This window comes from Brachybacterium avium, assembly GCF_002216795.1.
GTDB lineage: Bacteria > Actinomycetota > Actinomycetes > Actinomycetales > Dermabacteraceae > Brachybacterium > Brachybacterium avium.
Map to the genome: position 1 here is coordinate 1,017,683 of NZ_CP022316.1, position 25,013 is coordinate 1,042,695.

Genomic DNA, 25,013 nt, shown 5'->3' on the forward strand with positions numbered 1-25,013 from the left:
CCCGGGAACCGCACCCGGGGTGATCAGGCGGCCGCGCGCCGCAGGTCGTGATGGGCGGTCTCGCGGGCGATGAGCACCGCGATCAGGGAGACTGCGGCCGCGGCCATGAGGTACCACGCAGGGGCGATCGTGCTGCCGGTCATCCCGATCAGCAGCGTGGCGACGAACGGAGCCGTGCCGCCGAAGATCGCATTGGACAGGTTGAAGCTGACAGCGAAGCCCGAATACCGGACCTCGGTGGGGAACAGCTCGGCGAGGAAGCTCGGCAGCGTGCCGTCGTTGAGGGTGAGCATCGCGCCCAGCAGCACCTGCACCAGCAGGATCACCAGGAAGGAATCGGTCTCCAGCAGGAAGAACGCCGGCACCGTGAGCACGATGAAGCTCACCGACGCGCTGAGCAGCACCTTCCGCCGCCCGAAGCGGTCCGAGAGCAGGCCGGTGAGGAAGATGAAGCCGATGTAGGTGAACAGCGCGACCGTGGTGGCGATGTAGGCGCGGGTATCGCTCAGGCCGAGCTCGGTCGACATGTACACCGGCATGTAGCTGAGGATCATGTAGAAGCCGACGGCGTTGAGCAGGACCGCGCCGGAGGCGAGCAGCCCGGTGCGCCAGTAGGTGACCAGCAGCTGCTTGGTCGGCGCCTTCACGACGTCGTCGCTCTTCGTCAAGGCCTGGAACTCGGGGGTGTCCTCGAGCTTGTTCCGGATGTACTTGCCGATCAGGCCCATCGGCGCTGCGAGCAGGAACGGCAGGCGCCATCCCCACGACTCCATCTGGGGATCGGTCAGCGTCACGCTCAGCAGCGAGGCGATCAGGGAGCCGAGCAGCAGGCCCGAGGCGGTGGAGGCCGGGACCACCGCGGCATACATGCCCCGCCGGCGAGGCGGTGCATATTCCACGAGGAAGGCGGAGCTGCCGGCGTACTCGCCGGCGGCGGAGAAGCCCTGCACGAGGCGCAGCACGAGCAGGAGCAGCGGGGCGAGGAATCCCACGGTCTGGTACGAGGGCAGCAGGGCGATGAGGAAGGTCGCGCCGGACATGATCAGGATCGACCAGGCGAGCGCGGTCCGCCGACCGACCCTGTCCCCCAGGTTGCCCCAGAAGAACCCGCCGATGGGGCGGATGAGGAAGGAGATCGCGAACAGCGCGTAGGTGGACAGCAGGGCGACGCGCGGGTCGCTCTCCGGGAAGAAGACGACCGCGATCGTGGTGGCGAGATAGCCGTAGACGGCGTAGTCGAACCATTCGACGAAGTTGCCGATGAAGCTGGCCACGACCACCTTGCGGCGGGTCTGCGGGGTGACGCCGGTGCCGTCGTTGGCCCGCGAGCGCCCGCTCATGCTCAGGGATTCCGCATCGGGGGAACCGTCGGCCGGGGTGGCTGCGTCCTGGGGAGCAGTGGACATCATCGTCCGCCTCTCTATCGGTTGCTCTGTGTGCAACTAGGTTGCGTAGAACCTAGGCGCGTACGACACCGGCGTCAAGCGATCGGCGAGAAGTACCCTCCGCGGCCCCGGCCCGCCCACCGGGCCCGACGGGCGTGACGACGGGACGAACCCTCAGATGACCTGGCGCACCATCGCATCGAAGTGATGGATGTGAGCGAGGGCCAGCCGTTCGGCCCGGTCGGCATCGCCGGCGAGGATCGCCTCCAGCAGTGCGAGGTGCTCGCGGACATGTCCGGTCACATCCGGGAGCCGGTCGACCATGACGCTCCAGATGCGGGTGGCGAGGTTGTCGAGCCGGATCAGGGAGTCCTCGAGGTGGGGGTTGCCCGCGGCGCGGTAGATCAGGCGGTGCACGGCGAGATCTGCCGCCATCGCCTCGCGCCAGGGGGAGCCGTCCAGCAGGCCCTCGACCCCCTCGTGCGCCTCGCGCAGCGCGCCTCGCACCTCGGGATCGGCACGCAGGGCCGCCTTGCGCGCAGCGAGGGGCTCCAGCAGCTCGCGCACCTCGGACACCGTCGCCAGCTCGGTGATGTCCACCCCCGTCGCGAACGTTCCACGGCGCGGATAGGAGACCACGAGCCGGTCCACCTCGAGCCGCTTGAGCGCCTCCCGCAGCGGGGTGCGGCCGACCCCGAGCTCCTCGGCGAGACGACCCTCCTGCAGGGGATCGCCCGGAGCGATGTCGAGCACGACCAGGCGGTCCCGCAGCGTGCGGTACGCCCGCTCGGCGAGCGAGAGTGCAGGGTCGGCATGCACGGGCAAGGAGGTCATCGCAGTCCTTCCTCCGGAGCGGACAATCGTGGACGAGAAGTCGCGCGCCGCAGGGGTTGACGTCGCGCGACCGCCATCATACGGTGTGCCCATAACTGATATATCAGTTGTTCATGACAGGTACTTCAGGAGTTGCAATGACGCAGACCACTGCCCCCACCGGGACCGTACCGGCCGAGCTGACCCGCACCCTCGCCGAGCTCGACCCCGAGATCGCCGGGCACATCGACGCCGAGCTGGCCCGCCAGCGCGAGGGCCTGGAGATGATCGCCTCAGAGAACCACACCGCCGCTGCCGTGATGCAGGCACAGGGCTCGGTGCTGACCAACAAGTACGCCGAGGGCTACCCCGGCAAGCGGTACTACGGCGGCTGCGAGCACGTCGACGCCATCGAGACGCTCGCGATCGAACGGGCGAAGGCACTGTTCGGTGCGGCATTCGCGAACGTCCAGCCCCATTCCGGTGCCCAGGCCAACGCCTCCGTGATGCATGCGCTGATCCGTCCCGGGGACACGGTCCTGGGTCTGGAGCTGGCGCACGGCGGCCACCTGACCCACGGCATGCGGCTCAACTTCTCCGGGCGGCTCTACGACATCGCGGCCTACGGGGTGGACGAGAAAACGCACCGCGTGGACATGGACGAGGTCGCACGCCTGGCGCGAGAGCACCGCCCGAAGCTGATCATCGCCGGCTGGTCCGCCTACCCGCGGCAGCTCGACTTCGCCGCCTTCCGGGAGATCGCCGACGAGGTGGGCGCCTACCTGATGGTGGACATGGCGCACTTCGCGGGCCTGGTCGCCACCGGGCTGCACCCCTCCCCGGTCCCCCATGCGCACGTGGTCACCTCCACCACCCACAAGACCCTCGCCGGACCCCGCGGCGGACTCATCCTCACGAACGAGCCGGAGATCGCCAAGAAGGTGCGCTCGGCCGTCTTCCCCGGCCAACAGGGCGGTCCGCTCGAGCACGTGATCGCGGGCAAGGCGGTGGCCTTCAAGATCGCCGCGACCGACGACTTCCGCGATCGCCAGCAGCGCACCCTCACCGGCGCCGCCCTCCTCGCCGAACGCCTCACCCGCCCCGATGTCACCGCGCACGGGATCACGGTGCTCACCGGCGGCACCGACGTGCACCTGGTGCTCGTGGACCTGCGCGACTCGCCGCTGAACGGGCAGCAGGGAGAGGACCTGCTGGCCGCCGTCGACATCACCGTCAATCGCAACGCGGTGCCCTTCGACCCCCGACCGCCGATGGTCACCTCGGGGCTCCGCATCGGCACCCCGGCTCTCGCCAGCCGCGGATTCGACCGGGACGACTTCCGTGAGGTCGCCGACCTCATCGCCGAGACCCTGATCGCCGGCGCCCGCGCCGCGACCGGCGACGGCGAGAAGGTCTCCGTGGACGAGGCGGTGCTGTCCGGCCTGCGCGACCGCGCCCGTGGCCTGGCCGCCGCCCACCCCCTGTACCCCGACCTCACCGAGATGGGAGCCTGACATGGCCGAGCTGCTTCCCGAGCACCCCGAATTCCTGTGGCGCAACCCCGAGCCCGCCGCCGGCTACGACGTCGTCATCGTCGGCGGCGGCGGCCACGGCCTCGCCACCGCCTACTACCTGGCCAGCGTCCACGGGATCACGAACGTCGCGATCCTCGAGAAGGGCTGGCTGGCCGGCGGGAACATGGCCCGCAACACCACGATCATCCGCTCGAACTACCTCTGGGACGAGTCCGCCGGGATGTACGAGAAGGCCCTGAAGCTGTGGGAGGGATGGCCCGAGGAGCTCGAGTACGACTTCCTGTTCTCCCAGCGCGGGGTCATGAACCTCGCCCACACCCTGCAGGACGTCCGCGACTCCGAGCGGCGCGTGTACGCCAACCGCCTCAACGGGATCGACTCGCAGTGGCTGACCCCGCAGGAGGCGCAGGAGGTCTGCCCGATCCTCAACGTCTCCGACGACATCCGCTATCCCGTCCTCGGCGGCACCTATCAGCCCCGCGCCGGCATCGCCAAGCACGATCACGTCGCCTGGGCGCTGGCCCGCAAGTGCGACGAGATGGGCGTGGACATCATCCAGAACTGCGAGGTCACCGGCTTCGTCAAGGACGGCGACCGGGTCGTCGGCGTGGAGACCAGCCGCGGACGCATCAACGCCGGCAAGGTCGGGCTCGCCGCCGCCGGCAGCTCCTCCCTGCTGGCCGACCTGGCCGGGTTCCGCCTGCCGATCCAGTCCCATCCGCTGCAGGCGCTGGTGTCGGAGCTGTTCGAGCCGGTCCATCCCACCGTGGTGATGTCCAACCACGTGCACGTGTACGTCTCCCAGGCGCACAAGGGCGAGCTGGTCATGGGGGCCGGGGTCGACACCTACAACGGGTACGGCCAGCGCGGCTCCTTCCACGTCATCGAGGAGCAGATGGCCGCCGCGGTCGAGCTGTTCCCGATCTTCGCCCGCGCGCACGTGCTGCGCACCTGGGGCGGGATCGTCGACACCACCCTCGACGCCTCCCCCATCATCTCCGCCACGCCGATCGACGATCTCTACGTCAACTGCGGCTGGGGCACCGGCGGGTTCAAGGCCACCCCGGCAGCGGGCATGACCTTCGCCCACACCATCGCCACCGGCGCACCCCACCCCCTGAACGAGGCGTTCACGCTCGAGCGCTTCGAGACCGGCCATCTGATCGACGAGCACGGCGCCGCCGCCGTCGCCCACTGAGGAAGGAGCACCCGTGCTGCTCATCGACTGCCCCCACTGCGGACCCCGCAACGAGGTCGAGTACGCCTACGGCGGCCAGGCCCATGTGGCCCGGCCGGAGGACCCCTACGCGCTGGACGACCGCGAGTGGGCCGAATACCTCTTCTACCGTGACAACCCCCGCGGCGACTACGCCGAGCGCTGGCACCACACCGGCGGCTGCCGCAAGTGGTTCAACGCCATCCGCGACACCGCCACCTACGAGTTCCGCGCCACCTATCCGGCCGGCTCCGCACGCCCCGGCACCGGGCCGGGCCCCACCTCGCACGAAGGAGTGCAGCCGTGACCACCACCCGCCTGGATCCCACCCGCGCCCCGGGGCACGGCATCGACCGAGACCACGAGGTCACCTTCCGCGTCGACGGCACCGAGCTCACGGGCTACGAGGGGGACACCGTCGCCAGCGCCCTGCTCGCCGCCGGACGCCCGGGCTGCGGCCCCTCCCTCTATCTGAAGCGTCCGCGCGGCGTGCTCGCCGCCGGCCTCGAGGAGCCCAGCGCCCTGCTGCGGGTGCGGGGCACCCGTGCCGGAGAGGTCGACGAGTCGATGCTCCCGGCCACCACCGTCGGCATCCGCGAAGGGCTCGAGGCCGAGCACCTCTCGGGCATGGGCGTCCTCGACCCCCGCAGGGACGAGGCGCTGTACGACCATCGGTACGTGCACACGGACGTGCTGGTCGTCGGCGCCGGACCGGCCGGCCTCGCCGCCGCCCGCGCGGCCGCCGCGAGCGGGGCCCGCACCCTGCTGATCGACGACCAGGCCCGTGCCGGGGGCTCCCTGCTCGGCGACCGGTCGGCCACGATCGACGGCGACGACGCGCTCACCTGGGTGGAGCAGACCCTGCAGCAGCTGGCGGCCGCCGAGGAGTTCACCTACCTGCCGCGCACCATCGCCGCCGGCAGCTACGACGCGAACTTCGTGGTCGCGGTGCAGCATCGCACCGACCACCTGCCCGCCGCGGACCGCCCCGGCGTCTCCCGCCAGCGGGTCCACCACATCCGTGCCGCTCGCGTGGTGCTGGCCACCGGCACCCACGAGCGTCCGCTGGTGTTCGCCGACAACGACCGCCCCGGGGTGATGCTTGCCGGCGCGGTGCGCACCTATCTCAACCGGTACGCCACCGCCTGCGGCAGCCGGACCGTCGTCGCGACCACCAACGACAGCGCCTACACCCTCGTCGAGGATCTGGTGCTGGCCGGTCTCGAGGTGGCCGCCGTGGTCGACTCCCGACCGGAGCTCTCCGCCTCCGCGCAGGCCGTGCTCGATGCGACCGGGGTGCGGTGCCTCCCCGGCTCCGCCGTGGTCGGGACCGCGGGTGACGGGTCCGAGGGCCACCTCAGCGCGGTCGACGTCCGCTCCCTCGACGCGGACGGCGCACCCCAGGGCCCGAGCGAGCGGATCGACGCCGATCTGCTCGCCGTCTCCGGCGGGTTCTCCCCCGTCGTGCACCTGCACAGCCAGCGCCAGGGCCGGCTGGCCTGGGACGAGGACCTCGCGGCCTGGCTGCCGGTGGACACCGTGGCCGGCCAGCAGATGGCCGGTGCGGCCACCGGCGCCTGGACGCTCGCCTCCACCCTGGCCGACGGCACCGCGGCGGGCATCCGGGCGGCGGAGACCACCGGCTTCTCCTCCTCGCTGCAGGCCCCCGACGCTCCCGCCACGGAGGTGGGCACGTTCCGCCCGCTGTGGATGGTGGCGGGGCCCGAGGGCGGGCCGGAGGCCTGGACCACCCATTTCGTGGACCTGCAGCGTGATCAGACCGTCGCCGATGTGGCCCGTGCGATCGGCGCGGGGATGCACTCCGTCGAGCACGTCAAGCGCTACACCTCGATCTCCACCGCGAACGACCAGGGCAAGACCAGCGGTGTCAACGCCTCGGCCGTGATCGCGGCGCTGCTGGGGCACGAGGGCCCGGCCGAGGTGGGCAGCTCCGGGTTCCGCCCGCCGTACGCGCCGGTCGGCTTCGCGGCGCTCGCGGGCAGGCGCCGCGGCGCGCTCTACGACGCGGCCCGGCTCACCGCCGTCCACCCCTGGCACGTCGCGAACGGCGCCGTGTTCGAGGACGTCGGCCAGTGGAAGCGCCCCTGGTTCTTCCCCCGACCCGGCGAGGACATGGACGCCGCCGTGCTGCGCGAATGCGCCGCGGTGCGCACGTCGGTCGGCTTCCTGGACGGCACCACGCTGGGGAAGATCGAGATCCGCGGCGCCGACGCCGCCGACTTCCTGGGCCGGGTGTACACCAACGGCTTCAAGAAGCTGGCCGTCGGCAAGGGCCGCTACGGGCTGATGTGCACCGAGGACGGCATGCTGTTCGACGACGGGGTGACGATGCGCCTGGCCGAGGACCACTTCTTCATGACCACCACCACCGGTGGCGCGGCGAAGGTGCTGGACTGGCTCGAGCAGTGGCACCAGACGGAGTGGCCGGAGCTCGACGTCACCTTCACCTCCGTCACCGAGCAGTGGAGCACCATCGCCGTGGTCGGCCCGCGCTCCCGCGACGTGATCGCGAAGCTCGCCCCCGGACTGGATGTCAGCAACGACGCCTTCGGCTTCATGGAGTTCAAGGAGCACACCCTGGCCTCCGGGATCCCGGCCCGGATCTGCCGCATCTCCTTCTCCGGGGAGCTCGCCTTCGAGATCAACGTCGAGGCGTTCTACGGGCTCGCCCTCTGGGAGGCCGTCGCCGAGGCAGGGGCGGAGTTCGACATCACCCCCTACGGCACCGAGACGATGCACGTGCTGCGGGCCGAGAAGGGCCTGGTCATCGTCGGCCAGGACACCGACGGCACCGTCACCCCGCAGGACGCGGGCATGGAGTGGGCGGTCTCGAAGTTCAAGGACTTCCTGGGCAAGCGCTCCTTCCAGCGCCAGGACACCTCCCGCACCGACCGCAAGCAGCTGGTGGGCCTGCTGCCGGTGGACCGCACCTCGCGGCTCCCGGAGGGGGTCCAGATCATCGAGGCCGACACCCCGGTCACCCCCGACCGCGGACCGGTGCCGATGATCGGCCAGGTCACCTCCTCCTACCGCTCCGCCGCGCTGGATCGCACCTTCGCCCTCGCCCTGATCCAGGACGGGCACCAGCGCATCGGCGACATCGTCCGCGCCCCCCTCGGCGACCGCCTGGTGGACGCCGAGATCACCTCCCACATCCTCTACGACCCCGAAGGGAAGCGCCGTGATGGCTGATCGCACCCTGTCCCCGTTCACCGCCGCCCAGGCCGACCCGGTGCTGAGCACCGAGGAGGCCACCGCACTGCTGGCCTCCCGTCCCGCGGACGAGCTGCGCCGCTCCCCCGTCTCCCACCTCGCAGCGGCGATGGCGGAGGCCGAGGTCACCGGCGAACGCTCCGTGGCCCTGCGCGAACTGCCGTTCACCGTGCAGATCGGGCTGCATGCCGAGCCCGGCTCCCCCTCGGCCCGGGCTCTCGAGGCCGAGCTCGGGCTCGAGCTGCCTCGGCAGCACGGCAGCACGACGGGTGATGCCGCGGGCCTGCACGTGCTCTGGCTGGCGCCGGACGACTTCCTGGCCGTCGACGTCTCCCGGACCCAGCGCACCGGCGACGAGCAGCCCTTCGCCGCAGCGCTCGAGGGGATGCCGGGACTCGCCGTCGACCTCTCGGGCAACCGCACCGTCCTGGAGCTGAGCGGCCGCAGTGCCCGTCAGGTGCTGGAGAAGAGCTGCCACGCGGACCTGCATCCGCGGGAGTTCCCCGTCGGCACCGCGATCGTCACGGCCCTCGGCACCGTCCCGGTGATCCTGCATCGCAGCGCCGAGGAGACCTTCCGGATCCTCCCGCGGGCATCCTTCGCGGACTTCCTGGTGCGCTGGCTGCTGGACGGCATGGAGGAGTTCGGGAGCGAGGCGATCCCATGAGCCTGAGCGTGCTGGACCTGTTCTCCATCGGGCTGGGACCGTCCTCGTCCCACACGGTCGGACCCATGCGGGCCGCCCGCCGCTTCGCCCGGGAGCTGGCCGAGGGCGGCCCGCTGGCCGGCACCGCAGGCGTGCGGGCCGAGTTCTACGGCTCGCTCGCGGCGACCGGGATCGGCCACGGCTCCGACACCGCGGTGGTGCTGGGCCTGGCCGGCCGGGATCCGGAGACGATCGGCGCGCTGGAGGCGCCGGAGGTGGTCCGGGAGGTCGAGGAGACCGGACGCCTCCCCCTGGACGGCAGCCACGGCATCGACTTCGTGCGGGAGCGCGATGTGGTGCTGCATCAGGGCAGCTCCCTGCCCGGCCACCCCAACGGAATGCGCCTGAGCGCCCTGGACGCCGCGGGGGAGGTGCTGGTCTCCCAGGAGTACTACTCCGTCGGCGGCGGGTTCGTGGTCACCGCCGACGAGCTGGAGGATCCGGTGCCGGATGCCCCGAGACGCCGGAGCCCCTCCCCTTCGTGGACGGCGCCGAGCTGCTGGAGCGCTGCGAAGCCACGGGCTCCTCGATCGCCGAGGTGATGCGGGCGAACGAGCGCACCCGTCACACGGACGAGGAGATCGACACCGCGCTGCTGGACGTCTGGGACGTGATGCAGGAATGCGTGGAGAACGGCTGCACCCGCGGCGAGGAGTCGCTGCCCGGACCGCTGCAGACGAAGCGTCGGGCCCCGGCCCTGCGGCGTCGTCTCCGGGAGCTGGAGGCCGCAGGGCCGGGGCTGGGCAAGCACGCCACGCTCGCGGAGCTCGAGTGGGTGAACCTCTACGCACTGGCCGTGAACGAGGAGAACGCCTCGGGCGGCCGCGTGGTCACCGCCCCGACCAACGGAGCGGCCGGGATCATCCCCGCGGTGCTCCACTACGCGATGCGCTTCCTGCACGCCGAGGCCGATCCCGCGACCGCCCGGAAGGAGGTGCTCGATTTCCTGCTCACCGCGGGCGCAGTGGGCATGCTGTTCAAGCGCAACGCCTCGATCTCGGGCGCCGACGTCGGCTGCCAGGGCGAGGTGGGCTCCGCGTGCTCGATGGCGGCGGCCGGGCTGTGCGCCATCCTCGGCGGCACCCCTGCCCAGGTGGAGAATGCGGCGGAGATCGGGCTCGAGCACAATCTGGGCTTGACCTGCGATCCGATCGCCGGTCTGGTGCAGATCCCCTGCATCGAGCGCAACGCGATGGCCTCGGTGAAGGCGATCAATGCGGCACGGCTGGCGCTCGCCGGGGACGGCAGCCACCGGGTCTCCCTGGACCAAGCGATCCGCACGATGCGGGACACCGGGCGGGACATGATGTCGAAGTACAAGGAGACCTCGCTGGGCGGCCTGGCCGTGCACGTGGCGGTGAACGTCCCCGAGTGCTGACCGGCCCGGGTCAGCCCGCCGCGTCGCGCAGCTCCTTCAGCCGGGCCCGGTCCAGCAGAGCGGTCCAGCGACGCCCCGAGTCGATCAGGCCCTGCTTCTTCCAGCGGCTCATCACCCGCGAGACCGATTCCGGGGTGGAGCGGGCGAGCCCCGCGAGGTCCGCGCGGGACAGCGGCACCTCGAGCAGGATCCCCTCGCTGCCGCGGTCCTCACCGAGCTTGTCGGCCAGGCGCAGCAGAGTGCTCGCCACCCGCTGCTCGACGGTCGCGGAGCCGTGGGAGCCGACGTCGGTCTCGGCCCGGGCGAGACGGACGGCGACGTCGTCGAGGACCCGCAGGGCGATGCGCGGCTGCTCGGCCAGGACCGCACGGAACTCGTCCTGGTCGATGCGCAGCACGCAGGTGCCCACCAGCGCCGAGGCGGTCTGGTGGTGGACGCTCTCCCCGAGCGTGCTCATGGCCCCGAACAGCTCACCGGGGACCAGCAGATCGGTGACGGTCTCCGTCCCACCGGCAGTGAGCTGGGACAGCTTCACCCGGCCCTCGGCGACCACATAGAGCGAGTCCGCCTCCTCGCCCGCACGGAAGATCGGGGCCGCAGCGGCGAAGGACCGGGTGCTCATGCGCGCATCGATGCGGTCCAGCTCCTCCTCGCCCAGCCCGCGGAAGTAGGGCGCCCTGGACAGCACGTACAGCCGCACCGGCCGCGGGCACTCGTGCGGCAGCGTGATCTCCGTGAGCGGGATCGTGCGCCGGCCCTGCGGCCCAGGCCCGGCGGGTGGCTGCGAGATGGTCATGGCTCGACCCTAGTCCCCTCCATCCCGCCTGGTCGCGCGATGTGCAGGTGATTGATCCTCGTCATGTCGCCGCCGCCAGGGCCCCTCTAGGTTGGGAGCACATCGAGGGACAGCCCCTCGAGGACCACGATCCAGGAGGAAGGCCCACCATGACCACCATCCCCGCCACCAGCACCCACTCCCTCTTCCGCGCCACGGGCTTCAGCTGCCCGTCCTGCGTCGCCAAGATCGAGAAGCAGGTGGGCCGCCTCGAGGGCGTGCAGAACGTCAGCGTGAAGTTCGCCTCCGGCCGCGTCGAGGTCGACCACGACCCGGCGGTGACCACCACCGACGAGATCGTCTCCGCGATCGGCAGGGCCGGCTACGAGTCCGCCCTCTCGGCCCTCTGACCACCTGGTGGCCGGGTCGCCACGGCCCGGCCGCCCGTCCCGCGTCCTGCTCCGCACGTGATCGTGAAAGGCACATCATGTCCGCTCTCACCCGCTGGCTGCGTGGCCCCTGGGGAACCCCGATCGTCGCGGGTCTCCTCATCGTCGTCGCCGCGATCCTCTCCCTGAGCATCGAGGTGAACCCCTTCGGCGCAGGCCACCATCACGGCATCGGCCTCTCGCTGGAGGGACCCACCGCCCTGGTCGCCTCCGATCTCTTCATGATCGCCGCGGCGCTGGTCGCCGGCATCCCGATCATCCTCAAGGCCGTGCGCGCCCTGATGGTCAAGGTCATCGCCATCGATCTGCTGGTCGCCATCGCCGCGGTCGGTGCGCTGATCATCGGCCAGTACTGGGAGGCCGCTGCGGTGACCTTCCTGTTCGCCATCGGTCACGCCCTCGAGGCCGGCACCATGAACCGCACCCGCTCCGCGCTCGCGGAGCTCGTCGCCGTCGCCCCCGACGTCGCCGTGGTGATGCGGGAGGGCGAGCAAGTGGAGATCTCCGCCGCCCAGGTCCAGCCCGATGAGACCGTGCTGGTCAAGAACGGCGCCAAGGTCCCCGTCGACGGCATCGTCATCGGCGGCACCGGTGCCCTGGACGAGGCCTCGATCACCGGCGAGTCCATCCCCGTCGAGAAGAGCGAGAGTGACCAGGTGTTCGCCGGCACCATCTCCCGCGGCGGCTTCCTGCAGGTGCGCGCCACCGGCATCGGCGCCGACACCACGCTGGCCCGCATCATCCACCGCGTCGAGGAGGCCCAGGACGCCAAGGCGCGCACCCAGTCCTTCATGGAGAGGTTCTCCACCTGGTACACCCCCGGCATCATCCTGCTCGCCCTGGTCACGGGGCTCATCACCGGGAACATCGTGCTGGCCCTGACCCTGCTGGTGATCGGCTGCCCCGGCGCGATGGTCATCTCCATCCCCGTCGCGATCGTGGCCGGGATCGGCCGCGGCGCCAAGGACGGCATCCTCATCAAGGGCGGCGAGTACCTGGAGACCAGCGCGAGGATCACCGCCGTCGCCCTGGACAAGACGGGCACCCTCACCGAGGGCCGGCCCACCCTCACCGACGTCACCGTGCTGGATCCCGCGATGGACCGCGCCGAGGTGCTTGGCTGGGCAGCGCGCGCCGAGGCCGGCTCCGAGCATCCGCTGGCCCGTCCGCTCCTGGAGGCCGCCGCAGCTGAGGGTCTGCGCACCGGCGGTCTGCCCGAGGCCACCGAGCCGGCGCCCGGCATGGGCGTCGTCGCCACCGTGGATGGCCACCGCGTCGCGGTCGGCAATCTGCCGCTGCTCGCCGCGGAGGGGATCAGTGAGGACCGCGGCGCGGCCGCCGAGGTTGACCGGCTGGCCGGCCTCGGACGCACCCCGATGGTCGTCACCTTCGACGGCCGCGTGATCGGCGTGGTCGCGGTCGCCGACCGGCTGCGCACCGACGCACCGGAGATGATCTCGCAGCTGCACGCGAACGGCGTGAAGCAGGTCCTGATGCTCACCGGCGACAACTACCAAGTGGCCGAGGCCGTGGCCGCGCAGGTGGGCGTCGATGAGGTCCGCGCGCAGCTGCTGCCCGAGGACAAGCTCACCATCGTCCAGCAGCTCCAGCACGAGGGCTTCACCGTCGCGATGGTCGGCGACGGCGTCAACGACGCCCCGGCCCTGGCCACCGCCGATATCGGGGTGGCGATGGGCGCCGCCGGCACCGGGGTCGCGATCGAGACCGCTGACATCGCCCTGATGAACGATGATCTGCTGAAGCTCCCGCAGGCGATCGGCCTGGCCCGCGGCACCGTGGCGGTGATGCGCCAGAACATCGCGATCGCCCTGCTCACGGTCCTCGCCCTGCTGGCGGGGGTGTTCGCCGGCGGGGTCACGATGGCGATCGGCATGCTGGTCCACGAGGCCTCCGTGCTGCTGGTGATCGTCAACGCCATGCGGCTGCTGCGGCATCGGTCGACGGGCGGGCATCGTGCTCCCGTCCGCCCCGCACCGCGGGCCCCACGGGCGGCGGCGGAGGAGCAGACTGTCTGAACAGCACCACCGCCGGCCCGCACCCGAAGGAGTCCCCCATGTCCGCAGTCTTCGTCGTCACCGCCTACGGCGGCCCCGAGGGGCAGCAGCTCATCCAGCGCGAGGCCCCGGCGCCGCGGAGTGGAGAGATCGCCATCTCCGTCCGGGCCGCGGGGGTCAATCCTGCCGACGCGAAGCGCCGCGAGGGCGCCTTCGGGACCAGTGGCCGGCTCCCCTTGGCGATGGGGCTGGAGGCCTCAGGCGTCGTCACCGCCGTGGGTGAGGGCACCGAGGGGTTCGCGGTCGGGGATGCGGTGCTCGGCGCCCCCGCCCGTGGTCTCGGCGCCTTCGCCGAGCACACGGTGCTGGATGCCTCGCAGTCCGTGGCCAAGCCCGCAGAGGTCTCCTTCCCCGATGCGGCGACGCTCCCGGTCGCCGGGACCACCGCGTACGACCTCATCCACCAGCTCGCTCCCGCGGCCGGGCAGACGGTGCTGGTGCTCGGGGCGGGCGGCGGCGTGGGGCAGATGGCGCTGCAGGTCGCCGCGGCTCACGGACTCACCGTGATCGGGGTCGCCTCGCAGTCCAAGCGCACGCTGGTCGAGGCCACCGGCGCCACCTTCGTGCCCTCCGGGCCGGGGGTCGCGGAACGGGTCCGCGAGGCCGCGCAGAGCGGTGTCGACCTGCTGGCCGATCTCGTGGGCGGGGAGCCGCTGCGTGAGCTGGCCCCCACCATGACCAGCCCGGCGGGGATCGTCTCCGCCGCCGATGCCGAGACCGCGCTCGCGCTCGGCGGAGCAGGCAGGGAGCGGTCCGCCGGGGCGTTGGAGGCGATCACCGCGCTCGTCCGCGACGGCCTGGTGGACCCGCATGTGGAACAGACCCACCCGTTGGTGTGGGCGGCCGAGGCACTGGCCGCGGTCGAGGCCGGCCATTCCCGCGGCAAGAGCGTGATCATCCCCTGACCTGCGCACTGCGTCGCCTGCGCCTCCGGTAACGTGAGGTGGATGACCTCCCCCGCAGCTGCCTCGTCCACCGACGCCACGGAGTTCACCGACTTCTCCGACGTCGACGCCTTCCTGCGCATCCCGCGCCTGACCTCCGTGGCCGCGAGCCAGGACGGCCGGGTGGTGGCCGCGATCCAGGAGGCCGATGAGCCCGGCGCGAAGCTCATCTCCTCCCTGTGGGAGCTGGATCCCCAGGGTCGGGAGCCCGCCCGTCGGCTGACCTTCTCCGCGAAGGGCGAGAGCGCCCCGCGCTTCGCCCCCGACGGCTCCCTGCTGTTCAGCTCCGCCCGCCCGCACCCGGAAGGCGGCGCCGAGGAGGACACCGCCGCGATCTGGCGCCTGCCCCGCACCGGTGAGGCACAGGTGGTGGCCTCGGCCCCAGCAGGCCTGTCCCTGCTCGCCGTCGCCGCGGACGGCACCATGCTCGGCGCCACCAGCGTGCTGCCCGGCGGCACGATCGAGGACGATGCCGAGCGCCGGAAGGCCCGCAAGGATGCGAAGCAGACCACCATCTGGCACACCGGGATGCCGATCCGGCTGTGGGACCACGAGATCGGGGACGAGAGCCGCCGCCTGATGCTGATCACTCCGGACGGGGACCTCACCGACCTCACCCCGGACGTCGGCACCGTGACCCTCTACGCCGCCTCCGCGGACCTCTCCCCCGACGGCTCCACCGTCGCCACCTCCTGGACCCAGCGGGCCCGCGGCGGCGAGACCCGCAGCTCGATCGCGCTGATCGACACCGCGACCCTGCGTCGCAGCGTGCTGTGCGCGGCGGACGAGACCGCCCAGTTCAGCTCGCCGCTGTTCTCCCGCGACGGCCGGCACCTGGCCGTGATCCGCTCGACCGCCTCGTCCCCCACCGACACCAGTTACAGCCGCCTGGAGGTCCATCCCGTCGGCGGCGGCGACCCGGTCACCGCGCAGCTGGGCGACCTCAGCATGACCGACCTCGAATGGGCCGAGGACGGCTCGCTGCTGGTCGCCGGCGACCTCCACTCCTCGGGCGCGGTGCTCGCGATCGACCCGGCGACGGGCGAGGCGCGCACCGTGGCGGGCGACGGCGTCTTCTCCTCCCTCGCCGCGGCCCCGGGCGGCGCCGTCTTCGCGCTGCGCTCGGACATCGCGACCCCGTCCCGCCCGCTCCGGATCGGCGCCGACGGGACGTTGCGCGCACTGCCCGCCCCGGGCGCAGTGGGGGCCCTGCCGGGAGCCCTGGAGTGGGTGGAGACCGAGGTCGACGGGATCACCGTGGGCGGCTGGCTGTGCCTGCCCGCCGGCGCCTCTGTTGAGCATCCCGCGCCGGTCATGCTGTGGATCCACGGCGGGCCCCACGGCTCCTACAACGCCTGGAGCTGGCGCTGGTGCCCCTGGCTCTCGGTCGAGCGCGGCTATGCGGTGCTGATGCCGGATCCGGCGATGTCCACGGGGTACGGGGACGCGGGCCTGAACCGCGGCTGGCCGCGCCGTCCCGACGTGGTCTTCCACGAGTGCGAGACCCTGTTCGACAGGGTGCTCGAGCGGGAGGAGCTGGACGTCTCGCGCACCGCGATGCTCGGCGCCTCCTTCGGCGGGTTCATGGCCAACTGGATCGCCGGGCACACCGAGCGCTTCGACGCGATCGTCACCCATGCGGGGCTGTGGGCGCTGGACCAGCAGCACCGCACCACCGACGCCGCCGCCTCCAAGATGCGGGTGCACCGCCACGAGGACGAGGACCCGGACTGGTACCGGGCCTTCTCCCCGCACCACGAGATCGATGCGATCACCACCCCGATGCTGGTCACCCACGGCAACCGTGACTACCGGGTGCCGATCAGCGAGGCGCTGCGGCTGTGGTGGGACCTCGTCTCCACCTGGGACGGCGAGCCGCAGGACATGCCGCACCGCTTCCTGCAGCTGACCAGCGAGAACCACTGGGTGCTCACCCCGTCCAACGCGCTCGCCTGGAACCAGGCCGTGCTGGCCTTCTGCGACCAGCACGTCCTCGGCGCCGACCCCGTCCCGGACGTCCTGCCCTGGTGAGCCCCGGCTGGCGAGCCCCGGCTGGTGAGCGCCGGCGGGTGAGCGCCACCAGAAGACTGCGCTAAACCAGCGTTGAACGGCTGTGCGGCGTTCAACGCCCACTGACGACAGAGAACTGGTGGCGCCAACCGGCCAACCGGCCAACCGGCCAAGCCGGCCCGGGCCGGGCCAGCCGGCCAGCCGGGCCAACCGGGCCGGGCCAGCCGGCCAGCCGGACCGGCACTAGGCTGATGGTGCCCCGCCCTGCGGATCGTCCGTGGGCGTCTGCTCGGACAGAGGATCCATGACTCCACGCCGCCGCCGTTTCGACGCCACCTGGCTGCCCTTCGGCATGATGATCGGGCTCACCGTGGGGATCGGGCTGGGTCTGTCGGTGATCGGCAACATCTTCGCCGGCGCGCTGGTCGGCTTCGTCGGCGGCGCGGCACTGGGCATCGCTCTCGGATTCCGCGATCCGCGGCGCACGGGGAACGACGAGGACGCCGACGACGACCGCTATCGCCGCGAGCACGGAGACCCGGGACCACAGCACGGCGACCGCTGAGAGCTCTCGGCCGGAACGGCCGAGCCCGCTGGCCGCCGCGCACACGGGGTGCACACGGCATCGGGGCGGGAAGAGGGAAGGGATCGATCATGAGGACCGTGAAGATCACACGACGCACCCGCACCGCCATGGCGCTCCTCGCCGGTGCAGCCCTGCTGGGCCTCGGTGCCTGCGGGACCGGCACCGAGGACGGGGCGGAGGAATCCTCGGCTCCGCCCTCGGCGAGCACCGACGACGGGGCGCAGGAGACGGAGCAGGACGCCGATCACGATCAGGCCTCCGACGACGGCGGCTCCGCGACCGGCGACGACGACGAGGTCACCGAGGACGACGAGGGGGCGAGCACCGCCGGGGAGCGCACCCGGATCATGCTCCGCACCGACCTGGGGCTGGATGGCAGCACCGGCGAAGGCGCCCTCGTGCTCACCGGGGACGATCTGTCGGCACTGCTCGCCGAGCCCTTCGGCGGCACCGCCGACTGTGATGCCGAGCTGGTGCTCGAACCGGGCGCCGCTCCCGTCGACTGCGTCGGCCCAGCGAACTTCGACAGCACCGAGCCGACCCAGCCATGGGTCGCTCACACGGTCATGGTCCCCGCGGAGTCCGGCTTCCAGGACGGCTCCCGCGTCGCGGTGCTGTTCTCCACGGGGACGGCGCTGCCGGAGGCGGCAGAGGACCTGCTGGATGAGGACGTCACCCTGACCGGGGTGGGCTTCGGCTCCACCTTCGGGATGGATCCGCTCAGCGCCGAGGACGTCGCCGGGAGCACCCTGGGCACCCTCACCTCGGAATTCGCCTACGTGCCCGTGGACGAGATGGCCGACTGGTCGGACGTCACCTGCGAGGACGGTCTCGACTTCGCGGAGTTCGAGACCGTGGACTGCGAGGCGACCACCGCCGAGGGCGAGTCCTGGGACCTGGTGGTCGCACCGGGCACCTATGCGGACAACGACCAGGGGCTGCTGGTCGGGATCGATCGCACGAGCGGCAGCTGAGCCCGGCTCAGTCCGCTCGCGGCCACCGGCGGTCAGCTCGCTCACCGGTGGCGGCGCGGCCACGCCCGCCGCGGCTATCGTGGAGGTGCGTCGGGCGGATCCTGCCGGCGCCGCGGCCGGGACGACCCGGACGACGGACCCACCCGAGGACGGCCTCGCAGGAGGATTCTCCGTCCATGCCGTCCGACTCCCCCGCTCCCGCGCCGACCGGCCACCGTCCGGTCCGCGCCGTTCTCACCCGTGGCGCGCTCACCCGTCTGCTCCTGGGCTGGGCCGCCGTCGGTGCGATGACGCCGGCTGCACCGCTGCTGGATGGCGCGCTGTCCCCGTTGGTGCTCGCCCTGCTGCTGGTGGCGATCGTGGTGGTGATCGTGGTGGCCGCCGGGGGCGTGGTCCAGCAGGCCGAGGCGCTCGCACGCCGGCTCGGCGACCCCTACGGCACGCTCGTGCTCACCCTGTCGATCGTGGTGATCGAGGTGGTGCTGATCGCTGCGGTGATGCTCGGGCCGGGTGAGCACGCCACCATCGCCCGGGACTCGGTGATGGCTGTCTCCATGATCATCATGAACCTGGTGCTCGGGCTGTGCCTGCTGGTGGCGGGGCTGCGTCATGGCGCCCTCCCCCTGCAACGGGTGGGCACCTCCGCCTACCTGGTGATGCTGGTGGCGCTGGCCGCGCTGGCGTTCGCCCTGCCGGCGACCCTCGGGCCGGCGGCGGCTACTCCCCCGTCCAGGCGCTGGTGATCGGGGGCCTCACGGTGCTGCTGTACGCCGTCTTCCTGCTGCGGCAGATGGGTGCCCAGTCCGGTGAGTTCCAGGAGGTGACGCCGAGCGGTGGCCACGGACCGGTGCCGACGGAGACCGCTGACCCCGGCCGCACCCCGCTGGGCGAGGTCCTGGCCACCCATCGCCGTGAGCTGCTGGCCCGCACCGCGATGCTGATCGCGACCGTGCTGCCGATCGTGCTGCTCTCGCACCACATGGCCGGCCTGCTCGATGACGCGCTGGCCCGGCTCGGCGCTCCGGTCGCGCTCGGCGGGGTGCTGATCGCCATGATCGTGTTCACGCCGGAGTCGATCACCGCGGTGCGAGCGGCCCTGTCCGGCGAGATGCAGCGGGTGGCGAACCTGTGCCATGGCGCGCTGGTCTCCACCCTCGCCCTGACCATCCCGACAGTGCTGGTGCTGGGCCTGCTGGTCGGCACCGAGGTGACGCTCGCGGAATCGGCGACAAACCTGCTCCTGCTGGGCGTGACCCTCGCCGTCGCCGCGATCTCTGCGGCCGCACCTCGGGTCACCGCGGTGCACGGCGGTGTGCACCTGCTGCTGTTCGCCGTCTACGCGCTCGCGCTGTTCTCCTGACCCTCACGCCCCGGTCGCGGTATGGTCGCCGCGTGAGTGCGATGACGCTGCCCATCCCGACCGATGCTGGTGACCTCCCGGGCCTGCTCTGGCTGCCCGAGGACCTCGAACAGCCCGTCCCCGGCCTCGTGGTGCTGCAGGAGATCTTCGGCCTGTCCGACTACGTGCAGCGGCGCTGCGCGGATCTCGCCGCGCTCGGCTATGCCGTGCTGGCACCGCAGTTGTTCGCCCGCCTGGACCCGCCGCTGGTGGGGCTGGAGGACTGGGACGACTTCGAGTCCTGGCTCGGCGAGGGCGTGGCCCTGACCGCACAGCTGCCCTGGGAGCGCGCCGAGGCCGATGCCCTGGCAGCCCTGAACGCCCTGCGGGCGCACGGCGCCGTCGATTCCGAGCAGGTGGGCCTGGTGGGCTTCTGCTACGGCGGCGGGCTCGCGTTCGCGGCGACCGCCTCCGCCGCGGCGGAGGAGCGACCCCCGTCGGCGCTGGTGAGCTATTACGGCTCGGCGCTGCCCACGCTCCTGGACCGGGCCGCACAGGTCGAGGTGCCGAGCCTGCATCACTTCGGCACCTCCGATGCGTTCATCCCGCTGGAGCAGGTCGAGGAGATCCGGCGTGCGGTGACCGCCGATGGCACCCGTGACCAGATCCGCTTCCGCCTGCACGAGGGAGCCGGGCATGCCTTCGACAATCCCCACCCCGGCCTCCATCACGACGCGGGCGCCGAGGCCGCCTGGCAGCAGACGACCGGCTTCCTCGCGGAGACGCTGCCGACGCGCTCCTGAGCGAGACCCACACCACTGATACCGGGCGGAACGCGGCTCCTCCCGGCGCGAAACACCTGCGAGACCGAATAGTTATGTCCAGATTGTCGGACAGTCCGCACAGCGGCGCGCGGAGGCCGCCGAGGCCACGCCGCCCCAGCGCACAGCGTTTTTGCGTTCCGCATCTGCTTCAGTGAACTCCCGGCGGATGGCATATGCAATGGTCAGAAACGACTGTTGCGGCGCGTGAACGGTTTGCCGCGTCTGCGGCGGAGGACGAAGATGGATCATCGGGTCGGTGCTCCGCGAGCGCCAAGGACGTGGAGCGACACCGATCCGTGCCCGCCCGACCCCTGCTGACGAGGAGCCCACGTGCCACCAGTGATCACTGCCGACGGCCTGTACAAGGTCTTCGGTCGCCGCCCCTCGCGAGGCGTGGATGCCCTCCGGCGAGGCACGACGCGCGAGGAGCTGCGCGACGACGGGCTGACCGCTGCGGTGATCGACGCGAGCTTCAGCGTCGAGCCCGGCGAGAACTTCGTCGTGATGGGCCTCTCCGGCTCCGGCAAGTCGACCCTGATCCGCATGGTCAACGGGCTGCTGCCGGCCACAGCGGGTGAGCTGCGCATCGGCGACGACGTGCTCTCGAACATGTCCGCCGCCAAGGTCCGCCAGGTGCGCCGCAAGCGCATCTCGATGGTCTTCCAGCACTTCGCGCTGCTGCCCCATCGCACCGTCGGCGAGAACGCCGCCTACGGTCTCGAGGTCAGCGGCGTGAATCGTGCCGAGCGGCAGCAGCGTGCCGCCGACGCGCTCGAGATGGTCGGCCTGAAGGGCTGGGGCGGCTACAGGCCCTCGGCCCTCTCCGGCGGCATGCAGCAGCGTGTGGGCCTCGCCCGCGCCCTGGCGGCCGGGACCGACATCATGCTCATGGATGAGGCGTTCTCCGCACTGGACCCGCTGATCCGCCGCGATATGCAGGATCAGCTGATCGATCTCCAGCAGAAGCTGGACAAGACGATCCTGTTCATCACCCACGACCTCAACGAGGCCATGCGCATCGGCGATCGCATCGCGATGATGCGCGACGGGCGGATCGAGCAGATCGGCACCTCCGACGAGATCCTCAACGAGCCGGCCAACGACTACGTGGCCCGCTTCATCCAGGATGTCGACCGTTCCCGCGTCATGACCGCAGAGAACATCCTCGAGCGCCCCGCCGAGACCCTCGGCGAGGACCACGGCCCGCGCACCGCGCACCGCATGCTGCGCGAGACCCAGAATTCGTGGCTGATCGCCCTGCATCGGGATCGCACCCCGCGCGGCGTGCTATGGGAGGACGACGTCGCCGATGCCGTCCGTCGGGGCCAGGACGAGCTGCCCTGGGTGCCCGGGCAGGAGATGCCCGTGGTCTCCTACGACACCCCGATCGCCGAGCTGTTCGGCCCGTCCGCCCAGCATCAGAGCCCCCTGGTCGTCGTCGACGACGAGGGCAAGTTCCTCGGCGTGATCCCCCGGGTCACCCTGCTGACCGCCGCCGGGACCGGGCACAACGAGAACGGCGACGTCGTCACCACCGTCGATTCGCCGGACCCTGCTGGCGGCGATGCCCTGGGAGCGACGACCCACGAGACCAACGGAGGTGACCGATGAACCCCGAGGACGGTCTCGTACCGCGCATTCCCATCGGCGACTGGGCCGAGAGCGGCATCGACTGGCTGAAGGCGAATCTCGCCTGGCTGTTCGACGCCTTCCGCTGGCTGATGGAGTTCCTCGTCGGGAACTTCACCGAGGCGCTGCTGTTCCTGCCCGCCCTGGTGATGATCCCGCTGCTGGCACTGATCGCCTGGGCGGTGCGCTCCTGGCGCATGGGCGTCGGCACCCTGGTGATGATGCTCGTGGTCGTCGCCATGGACCAGTGGACACCGATGCTCCAGACGATGGCGCTGGTGATCGTCGCGACCCTGTTCGCGGTGATCATCGCGGTGCCGCTGGGCATCCTGGCTGCCATGAACTCCACGGTGAGCGCGATCGTCAAACCGGTCATGGACTTCATGCAGACGATGCCCGCCTTCGTCTACCTGATCCCGGCGGTCACCTTCTTCTCGATCGGGCTGGTGCCAGGGATGTTCTCGACCATCATCTTCGCGCTGCCGCCCGGCGTGCGCATGACGGAGCTCGGCATCCGGCAGGTCGACTCCGAGACGGTCGAGGCCGGCGAGTCGTTCGGCGCCAACCGAGGGCAGATCCTCCGCGGCATCCAGCTTCCCCTGGCCATCCCCACCATCATGGCGGGCGTCAACCAGGTGATCATGCTGGCGCTGTCGATGGCCGTGATCGCCGGCATGGCCGGGACCGAAGGCTCCGGAAAGCTGGTCGTCCAGGCGATCTCGACCCTGGACCTCCCGCTCGGCGTCGAAGCCGGTCTCGGCGTCGTCGTCCTGGCGGTCTTCCTGGACCGCGTCACCGCCGCGCTGGGCAACCCCGGCGACTACAAGAGCTCGCTGACCGCCCTGGTGAGGCGGCGTCGCGCAGCCTCACGAACCTGACCCCCGAACCCATAGAACACCCCTGGAAAGGATGATCGATCATGACCAAGCGCAACTCGCTCTGGACCCCGAACTCCGTCTCCCGCCGCTCCGCCCTGGTGGGCGGTGCCGGCCTGCTGGGCCTCGGCCTGGCCGCCTGCAGCAGCGACTCCGGTGACGGGGGCGGAAGCGGCGGCGACAGCAGCGGCGGTGGCGGCCCCGAGGGCAAGACCATCACGCTCGGCTACATCTCGTCCTGGACCGACGGCCTGTCCACCGCGTACCTGCTGGACAACCGCCTGACCGCGATGGGCTACACGGTCGAGCACCAGACCATCGCCGAGGCCGCCCTGCTCTACGCGGGTCTCGCCCAGGGCGACGTGAACATGTACCCCTCGGCCTGGCCCGAGGTCACCCACGCCGACTACATGAAGGAGTACGGCGATGACATCGAGGACCTCGATGCCTACTACGAGGGCGCGAAGCTGAACTTCTCCGTCCCCGAGTACATGGACGACATCCAGTCGATCGCGGACCTGCAGGGCCAGGCGGACCGCTTCGACGGCAAGATCTATGGCATCGAGCCCGGCGCGGGCATCACCGGCGTCACCCAGGACAGCGTGATCCCCGGCTACGGCCTGGATGACTTCGAGCTGGTCACCTCCTCCACCCCGGCGATGCTCACCGAGCTGCAGAACAAGATCGATGCCGAGGAGGACATCGTCGTGACCCTGTGGTCCCCGTTCTGGGCCATGACCGCCTTCCCGGTCCGGGCCCTGGAGGACCCGGAGGGTCACTTCGGCGAGCCGGAGGCCCTGCACCACCTCGGCAACAAGGGCTTCTCCGAGGAGTTCCCCGAGGCCGCGGAGTGGATCGGGAAGATGAAGCTGTCCGACGAGGAGTTCGGCTCGCTCGAGGACACGGTCGTCAACCAGTTCGAGGAGGGCCAGGAGGCCGAAGCGATCGAAAAGTGGCTCGAGGAGAACCCCGACGTTCTGGCGCCGCTGCCGGGCGAGTGACCCCAGCGCGGACCTCCGCGCTCCGGCCGGCGGGCTGAGCCCCGCCTCCGCCGCACAGGACGGGCCGACCACGATCTCCTCGTGGTCGGCCCGTCCTGTCATCGCCGGGGTTCAGTGCGCGACGGCGACCTCGCTTCCCGCTGCCGCCGAGGCATAGCAGGCGTCGATGACCCGGGCGCGGCGCAGGGCGAGCGACCCGTCGTGCGCGGCGGTGTCCCCGGAGGCGACGTTCTGCAGGAAGCTCGCGACCGCGGCGGCGTGGCGACCGTCCTGACCGACCACGGGCTGCAGCTCGGCTGGCATCCCGGCGACCTCGGTCCACACGGAGATCTCCTGATGCGGATGCGAGGGGTCGCCGCCCCATTCGATGGTGGCGCCGCCGTCGGCCCCGTAGAGGGTGACATAGCAGAGGTCGTGCGGGATCCATTGGGCCCAACTGGACTCCAGCAGCAGGGTGCCTCCGCCGTCCAGGCGCAGGAAGGCGGTCGCGAGGTCCTCGACTTCGAAGGGCGCACCGTCCTCGACCTGGGAGATGCCGAAGCCGGAGCCACCGCGGGCCAGCGGTCCGAACTCGGCGTGGGTGGAGGCGGAGGCTGCGGTCACCGCGGGCTCGCCCATCAGGTGCAGGGCCATGTCGAGCATGTGGATGCCGATGTCCATCATCGCGCCGCCACCGGAGCTCTCAGCCCGGGTGAACCAGGTGCCGAGACCGGGGATCCCCTGTCGGCGGAGCCATCCGGTCTTGGCGTAGTAGAGCGTCCCCAGCACACCGGAGTCGACCACGGCCTTCAGCGCTGAGACGTCCCCGCGCTGGCGGTGATTGAAGGACACGTCCAGCACGCGATCGGCCTGCTGTGCGGCGGCGACCATGCGGGCGGCGGCCTCGCCGGTCTGGGCCATCGGCTTCTCGGTGAGCACGTGCAGGCCCGCGCCGAGGGCATGGATCGCCATCGGCTCGTGCAGGAAGGTGGGGGTGGCGATCGAGACGACGTCGAGCTCGGCCTCGGCGATCATCTGCTTCCAGTCCCGGTAGCGGCCGGGCACGTCGTGCTCGGTACCGAACTGCTCCAGCAGGTGCTCCTCCATCGCCGAGAGCGCGACGAGGTCGACGGAGGGATCGGCGGCGTAGGCGGCGACATGCTGCTGACCGGCCCAGCCCAGGCCGATCACTCCGGCGCGCAGTCGTCGCTGCCCGCCCTCCGGTGCTGCTGCGTTCATGATGCGTGGTCCCTTTCGATCGGACGGCTGTGCGGGATGGTTGGTCA

General features: G+C 71.3%; 21 protein-coding genes and 1 pseudogene. 18 read left to right on the plus strand and 4 right to left on the minus strand.

All coding sequences use genetic code 11. The features are described 5' to 3' along the window. Window positions 1-23: 23 nt before the first annotated feature. Window positions 24-1,409 (minus strand): MFS transporter, encoded by a 1,386-nt coding sequence (locus CFK39_RS04665; RefSeq protein WP_420836212.1) that lies wholly within the window; start codon window positions 1,407-1,409, stop codon window positions 24-26. 150 nt (window positions 1,410-1,559) lie between these two features. After that, window positions 1,560-2,219 (minus strand): GntR family transcriptional regulator, encoded by a 660-nt coding sequence (locus tag CFK39_RS04670; RefSeq protein ID WP_089064480.1) that lies wholly within the window; start codon window positions 2,217-2,219, stop codon window positions 1,560-1,562. Between the two features lie 137 nt (window positions 2,220-2,356). On the opposite strand from CFK39_RS04670, the gene glyA reads away from it, so the two are divergent. The 6 genes and pseudogenes from glyA (at window position 2,357) to CFK39_RS04700 (ending at window position 10,267) form a co-directional block, all read left to right on the plus strand. Beyond that, window positions 2,357-3,712: a serine hydroxymethyltransferase gene (glyA, locus tag CFK39_RS04675; protein ID WP_089064481.1), complete on the plus strand. Its 1,356-nt coding sequence runs from the start codon at window positions 2,357-2,359 to the stop codon at window positions 3,710-3,712. Between the two features lies 1 nt (window position 3,713). Further along, entirely contained in the window at window positions 3,714-4,931 is a 1,218-nt protein-coding gene (locus CFK39_RS04680; RefSeq protein ID WP_089064482.1) for a sarcosine oxidase subunit beta family protein, read from the plus strand. 13 nt (window positions 4,932-4,944) lie between these two features. After that, entirely contained in the window at window positions 4,945-5,256 is a 312-nt protein-coding gene (locus CFK39_RS04685; RefSeq protein ID WP_089064483.1) for a sarcosine oxidase subunit delta, read from the plus strand. After that, window positions 5,253-8,162: a 2Fe-2S iron-sulfur cluster-binding protein gene (locus CFK39_RS04690; RefSeq protein WP_089064484.1), complete on the plus strand. Its 2,910-nt coding sequence runs from the start codon at window positions 5,253-5,255 to the stop codon at window positions 8,160-8,162. Before CFK39_RS04685 ends, CFK39_RS04690 begins: the two co-directional genes overlap by 4 nt. Beyond that, window positions 8,155-8,850 (plus strand): sarcosine oxidase subunit gamma, encoded by a 696-nt coding sequence (locus CFK39_RS04695; RefSeq protein WP_089064485.1) that lies wholly within the window; start codon window positions 8,155-8,157, stop codon window positions 8,848-8,850. Before CFK39_RS04690 ends, CFK39_RS04695 begins: the two co-directional genes overlap by 8 nt. Next, window positions 8,847-10,267: pseudogene (locus CFK39_RS04700) on the plus strand (L-serine ammonia-lyase). Before CFK39_RS04695 ends, CFK39_RS04700 begins: the two are co-directional and overlap by 4 nt. A gap of 10 nt (window positions 10,268-10,277) precedes the next feature. On the opposite strand, the gene CFK39_RS04705 reads toward CFK39_RS04700, so the two are convergent. Beyond that, window positions 10,278-11,063, minus strand: a complete 786-nt coding sequence (locus CFK39_RS04705; RefSeq protein ID WP_089064486.1) for a Crp/Fnr family transcriptional regulator — start codon at window positions 11,061-11,063, stop codon at window positions 10,278-10,280. Between the two features lie 149 nt (window positions 11,064-11,212). Here CFK39_RS04705 and CFK39_RS04710 point away from each other — a divergent pair, with 149 nt between their 5' ends. The 12 genes from CFK39_RS04710 (at window position 11,213) to CFK39_RS04760 (ending at window position 23,748) form a co-directional block, all read left to right on the plus strand. Further along, window positions 11,213-11,452: a heavy-metal-associated domain-containing protein gene (locus CFK39_RS04710; protein WP_089064487.1), complete on the plus strand. Its 240-nt coding sequence runs from the start codon at window positions 11,213-11,215 to the stop codon at window positions 11,450-11,452. Window positions 11,453-11,529: 77 nt separating this feature from the next. Then, window positions 11,530-13,527 (plus strand): heavy metal translocating P-type ATPase, encoded by a 1,998-nt coding sequence (locus CFK39_RS04715; protein WP_089064488.1) that lies wholly within the window; start codon window positions 11,530-11,532, stop codon window positions 13,525-13,527. 38 nt (window positions 13,528-13,565) lie between these two features. Beyond that, the gene (locus tag CFK39_RS04720) at window positions 13,566-14,471 is read left to right on the plus strand and encodes an NADP-dependent oxidoreductase (protein WP_089064489.1); all 906 of its coding nucleotides are present in this window, start codon (window positions 13,566-13,568) and stop codon (window positions 14,469-14,471) included. A 42-nt stretch (window positions 14,472-14,513) separates the two neighbouring features. Beyond that, window positions 14,514-16,541 (plus strand): S9 family peptidase, encoded by a 2,028-nt coding sequence (locus CFK39_RS04725; protein ID WP_089064490.1) that lies wholly within the window; start codon window positions 14,514-14,516, stop codon window positions 16,539-16,541. A gap of 283 nt (window positions 16,542-16,824) precedes the next feature. After that, window positions 16,825-17,085, plus strand: a complete 261-nt coding sequence (locus CFK39_RS04730; RefSeq protein ID WP_089064491.1) for a hypothetical protein — start codon at window positions 16,825-16,827, stop codon at window positions 17,083-17,085. An 89-nt stretch (window positions 17,086-17,174) separates the two neighbouring features. Further along, on the plus strand, window positions 17,175-18,080 hold the full coding sequence (locus CFK39_RS04735) for a hypothetical protein (RefSeq protein ID WP_089064492.1): 906 nt from the start codon (window positions 17,175-17,177) through the stop codon (window positions 18,078-18,080). Between the two features lie 176 nt (window positions 18,081-18,256). Then, entirely contained in the window at window positions 18,257-18,823 is a 567-nt protein-coding gene (locus CFK39_RS17255; protein ID WP_338027698.1) for a calcium:cation antiporter, read from the plus strand. Beyond that, window positions 18,820-19,440, plus strand: a complete 621-nt coding sequence (locus tag CFK39_RS17260) for a calcium:cation antiporter (protein ID WP_338027699.1) — start codon at window positions 18,820-18,822, stop codon at window positions 19,438-19,440. Before CFK39_RS17255 ends, CFK39_RS17260 begins: the two co-directional genes overlap by 4 nt. Window positions 19,441-19,481: 41 nt before the next feature. Next, a complete protein-coding gene (locus tag CFK39_RS04745; RefSeq protein WP_245822992.1) occupies window positions 19,482-20,222 on the plus strand; it encodes a dienelactone hydrolase family protein in 741 nt (246 codons plus the stop codon). 351 nt (window positions 20,223-20,573) lie between these two features. Then, window positions 20,574-21,854, plus strand: coding sequence for a quaternary amine ABC transporter ATP-binding protein (locus tag CFK39_RS04750; protein ID WP_089064494.1), 1,281 nt, complete (start codon window positions 20,574-20,576; stop codon window positions 21,852-21,854). Further along, window positions 21,851-22,750 (plus strand): ABC transporter permease, encoded by a 900-nt coding sequence (locus tag CFK39_RS04755; protein ID WP_089064495.1) that lies wholly within the window; start codon window positions 21,851-21,853, stop codon window positions 22,748-22,750. The genes CFK39_RS04750 and CFK39_RS04755 overlap by 4 nt, the downstream gene beginning before the upstream one ends. 41 nt (window positions 22,751-22,791) lie before the next feature. Beyond that, window positions 22,792-23,748, plus strand: a complete 957-nt coding sequence (locus CFK39_RS04760; RefSeq protein ID WP_089064496.1) for a glycine betaine ABC transporter substrate-binding protein — start codon at window positions 22,792-22,794, stop codon at window positions 23,746-23,748. Window positions 23,749-23,859: 111 nt separating this feature from the next. Here CFK39_RS04760 and CFK39_RS04765 read toward each other — a convergent pair whose 3' ends face one another. After that, complete coding sequence (locus CFK39_RS04765; protein ID WP_089064497.1) at window positions 23,860-24,966, minus strand: Gfo/Idh/MocA family protein; 1,107 nt, start codon at window positions 24,964-24,966, stop codon at window positions 23,860-23,862. Between the last annotated feature and the right edge of the window lie 47 nt (window positions 24,967-25,013).

Bases quoted from the DNA above. Each gene is read 5' to 3' on its own strand.
- CFK39_RS04665 (WP_420836212.1), bottom strand. From the start codon at position 1,409: ATGATGTCCACTGCTCCCCAGGACGCAGCCACCCCGGCCGACGGTTCC.
- CFK39_RS04670 (WP_089064480.1), bottom strand. From the start codon at position 2,219: ATGACCTCCTTGCCCGTGCATGCCGACCCTGCACTCTCGCTCGCCGAG.
- glyA (WP_089064481.1), top strand. From the start codon at position 2,357: ATGACGCAGACCACTGCCCCCACCGGGACCGTACCGGCCGAGCTGACC.
- CFK39_RS04680 (WP_089064482.1), top strand. From the start codon at position 3,714: ATGGCCGAGCTGCTTCCCGAGCACCCCGAATTCCTGTGGCGCAACCCC.
- CFK39_RS04695 (WP_089064485.1), top strand. From the start codon at position 8,155: ATGGCTGATCGCACCCTGTCCCCGTTCACCGCCGCCCAGGCCGACCCG.
- CFK39_RS04705 (WP_089064486.1), bottom strand. From the start codon at position 11,063: ATGACCATCTCGCAGCCACCCGCCGGGCCTGGGCCGCAGGGCCGGCGC.
- CFK39_RS04710 (WP_089064487.1), top strand. From the start codon at position 11,213: ATGACCACCATCCCCGCCACCAGCACCCACTCCCTCTTCCGCGCCACG.
- CFK39_RS04715 (WP_089064488.1), top strand. From the start codon at position 11,530: ATGTCCGCTCTCACCCGCTGGCTGCGTGGCCCCTGGGGAACCCCGATC.
- CFK39_RS04720 (WP_089064489.1), top strand. From the start codon at position 13,566: ATGTCCGCAGTCTTCGTCGTCACCGCCTACGGCGGCCCCGAGGGGCAG.
- CFK39_RS04725 (WP_089064490.1), top strand. From the start codon at position 14,514: ATGACCTCCCCCGCAGCTGCCTCGTCCACCGACGCCACGGAGTTCACC.
- CFK39_RS04730 (WP_089064491.1), top strand. From the start codon at position 16,825: ATGACTCCACGCCGCCGCCGTTTCGACGCCACCTGGCTGCCCTTCGGC.
- CFK39_RS04735 (WP_089064492.1), top strand. From the start codon at position 17,175: ATGAGGACCGTGAAGATCACACGACGCACCCGCACCGCCATGGCGCTC.
- CFK39_RS17255 (WP_338027698.1), top strand. From the start codon at position 18,257: ATGCCGTCCGACTCCCCCGCTCCCGCGCCGACCGGCCACCGTCCGGTC.
- CFK39_RS04745 (WP_245822992.1), top strand. From the start codon at position 19,482: ATGACGCTGCCCATCCCGACCGATGCTGGTGACCTCCCGGGCCTGCTC.
- CFK39_RS04755 (WP_089064495.1), top strand. From the start codon at position 21,851: ATGAACCCCGAGGACGGTCTCGTACCGCGCATTCCCATCGGCGACTGG.
- CFK39_RS04760 (WP_089064496.1), top strand. From the start codon at position 22,792: ATGACCAAGCGCAACTCGCTCTGGACCCCGAACTCCGTCTCCCGCCGC.
- CFK39_RS04765 (WP_089064497.1), bottom strand. From the start codon at position 24,966: ATGAACGCAGCAGCACCGGAGGGCGGGCAGCGACGACTGCGCGCCGGA.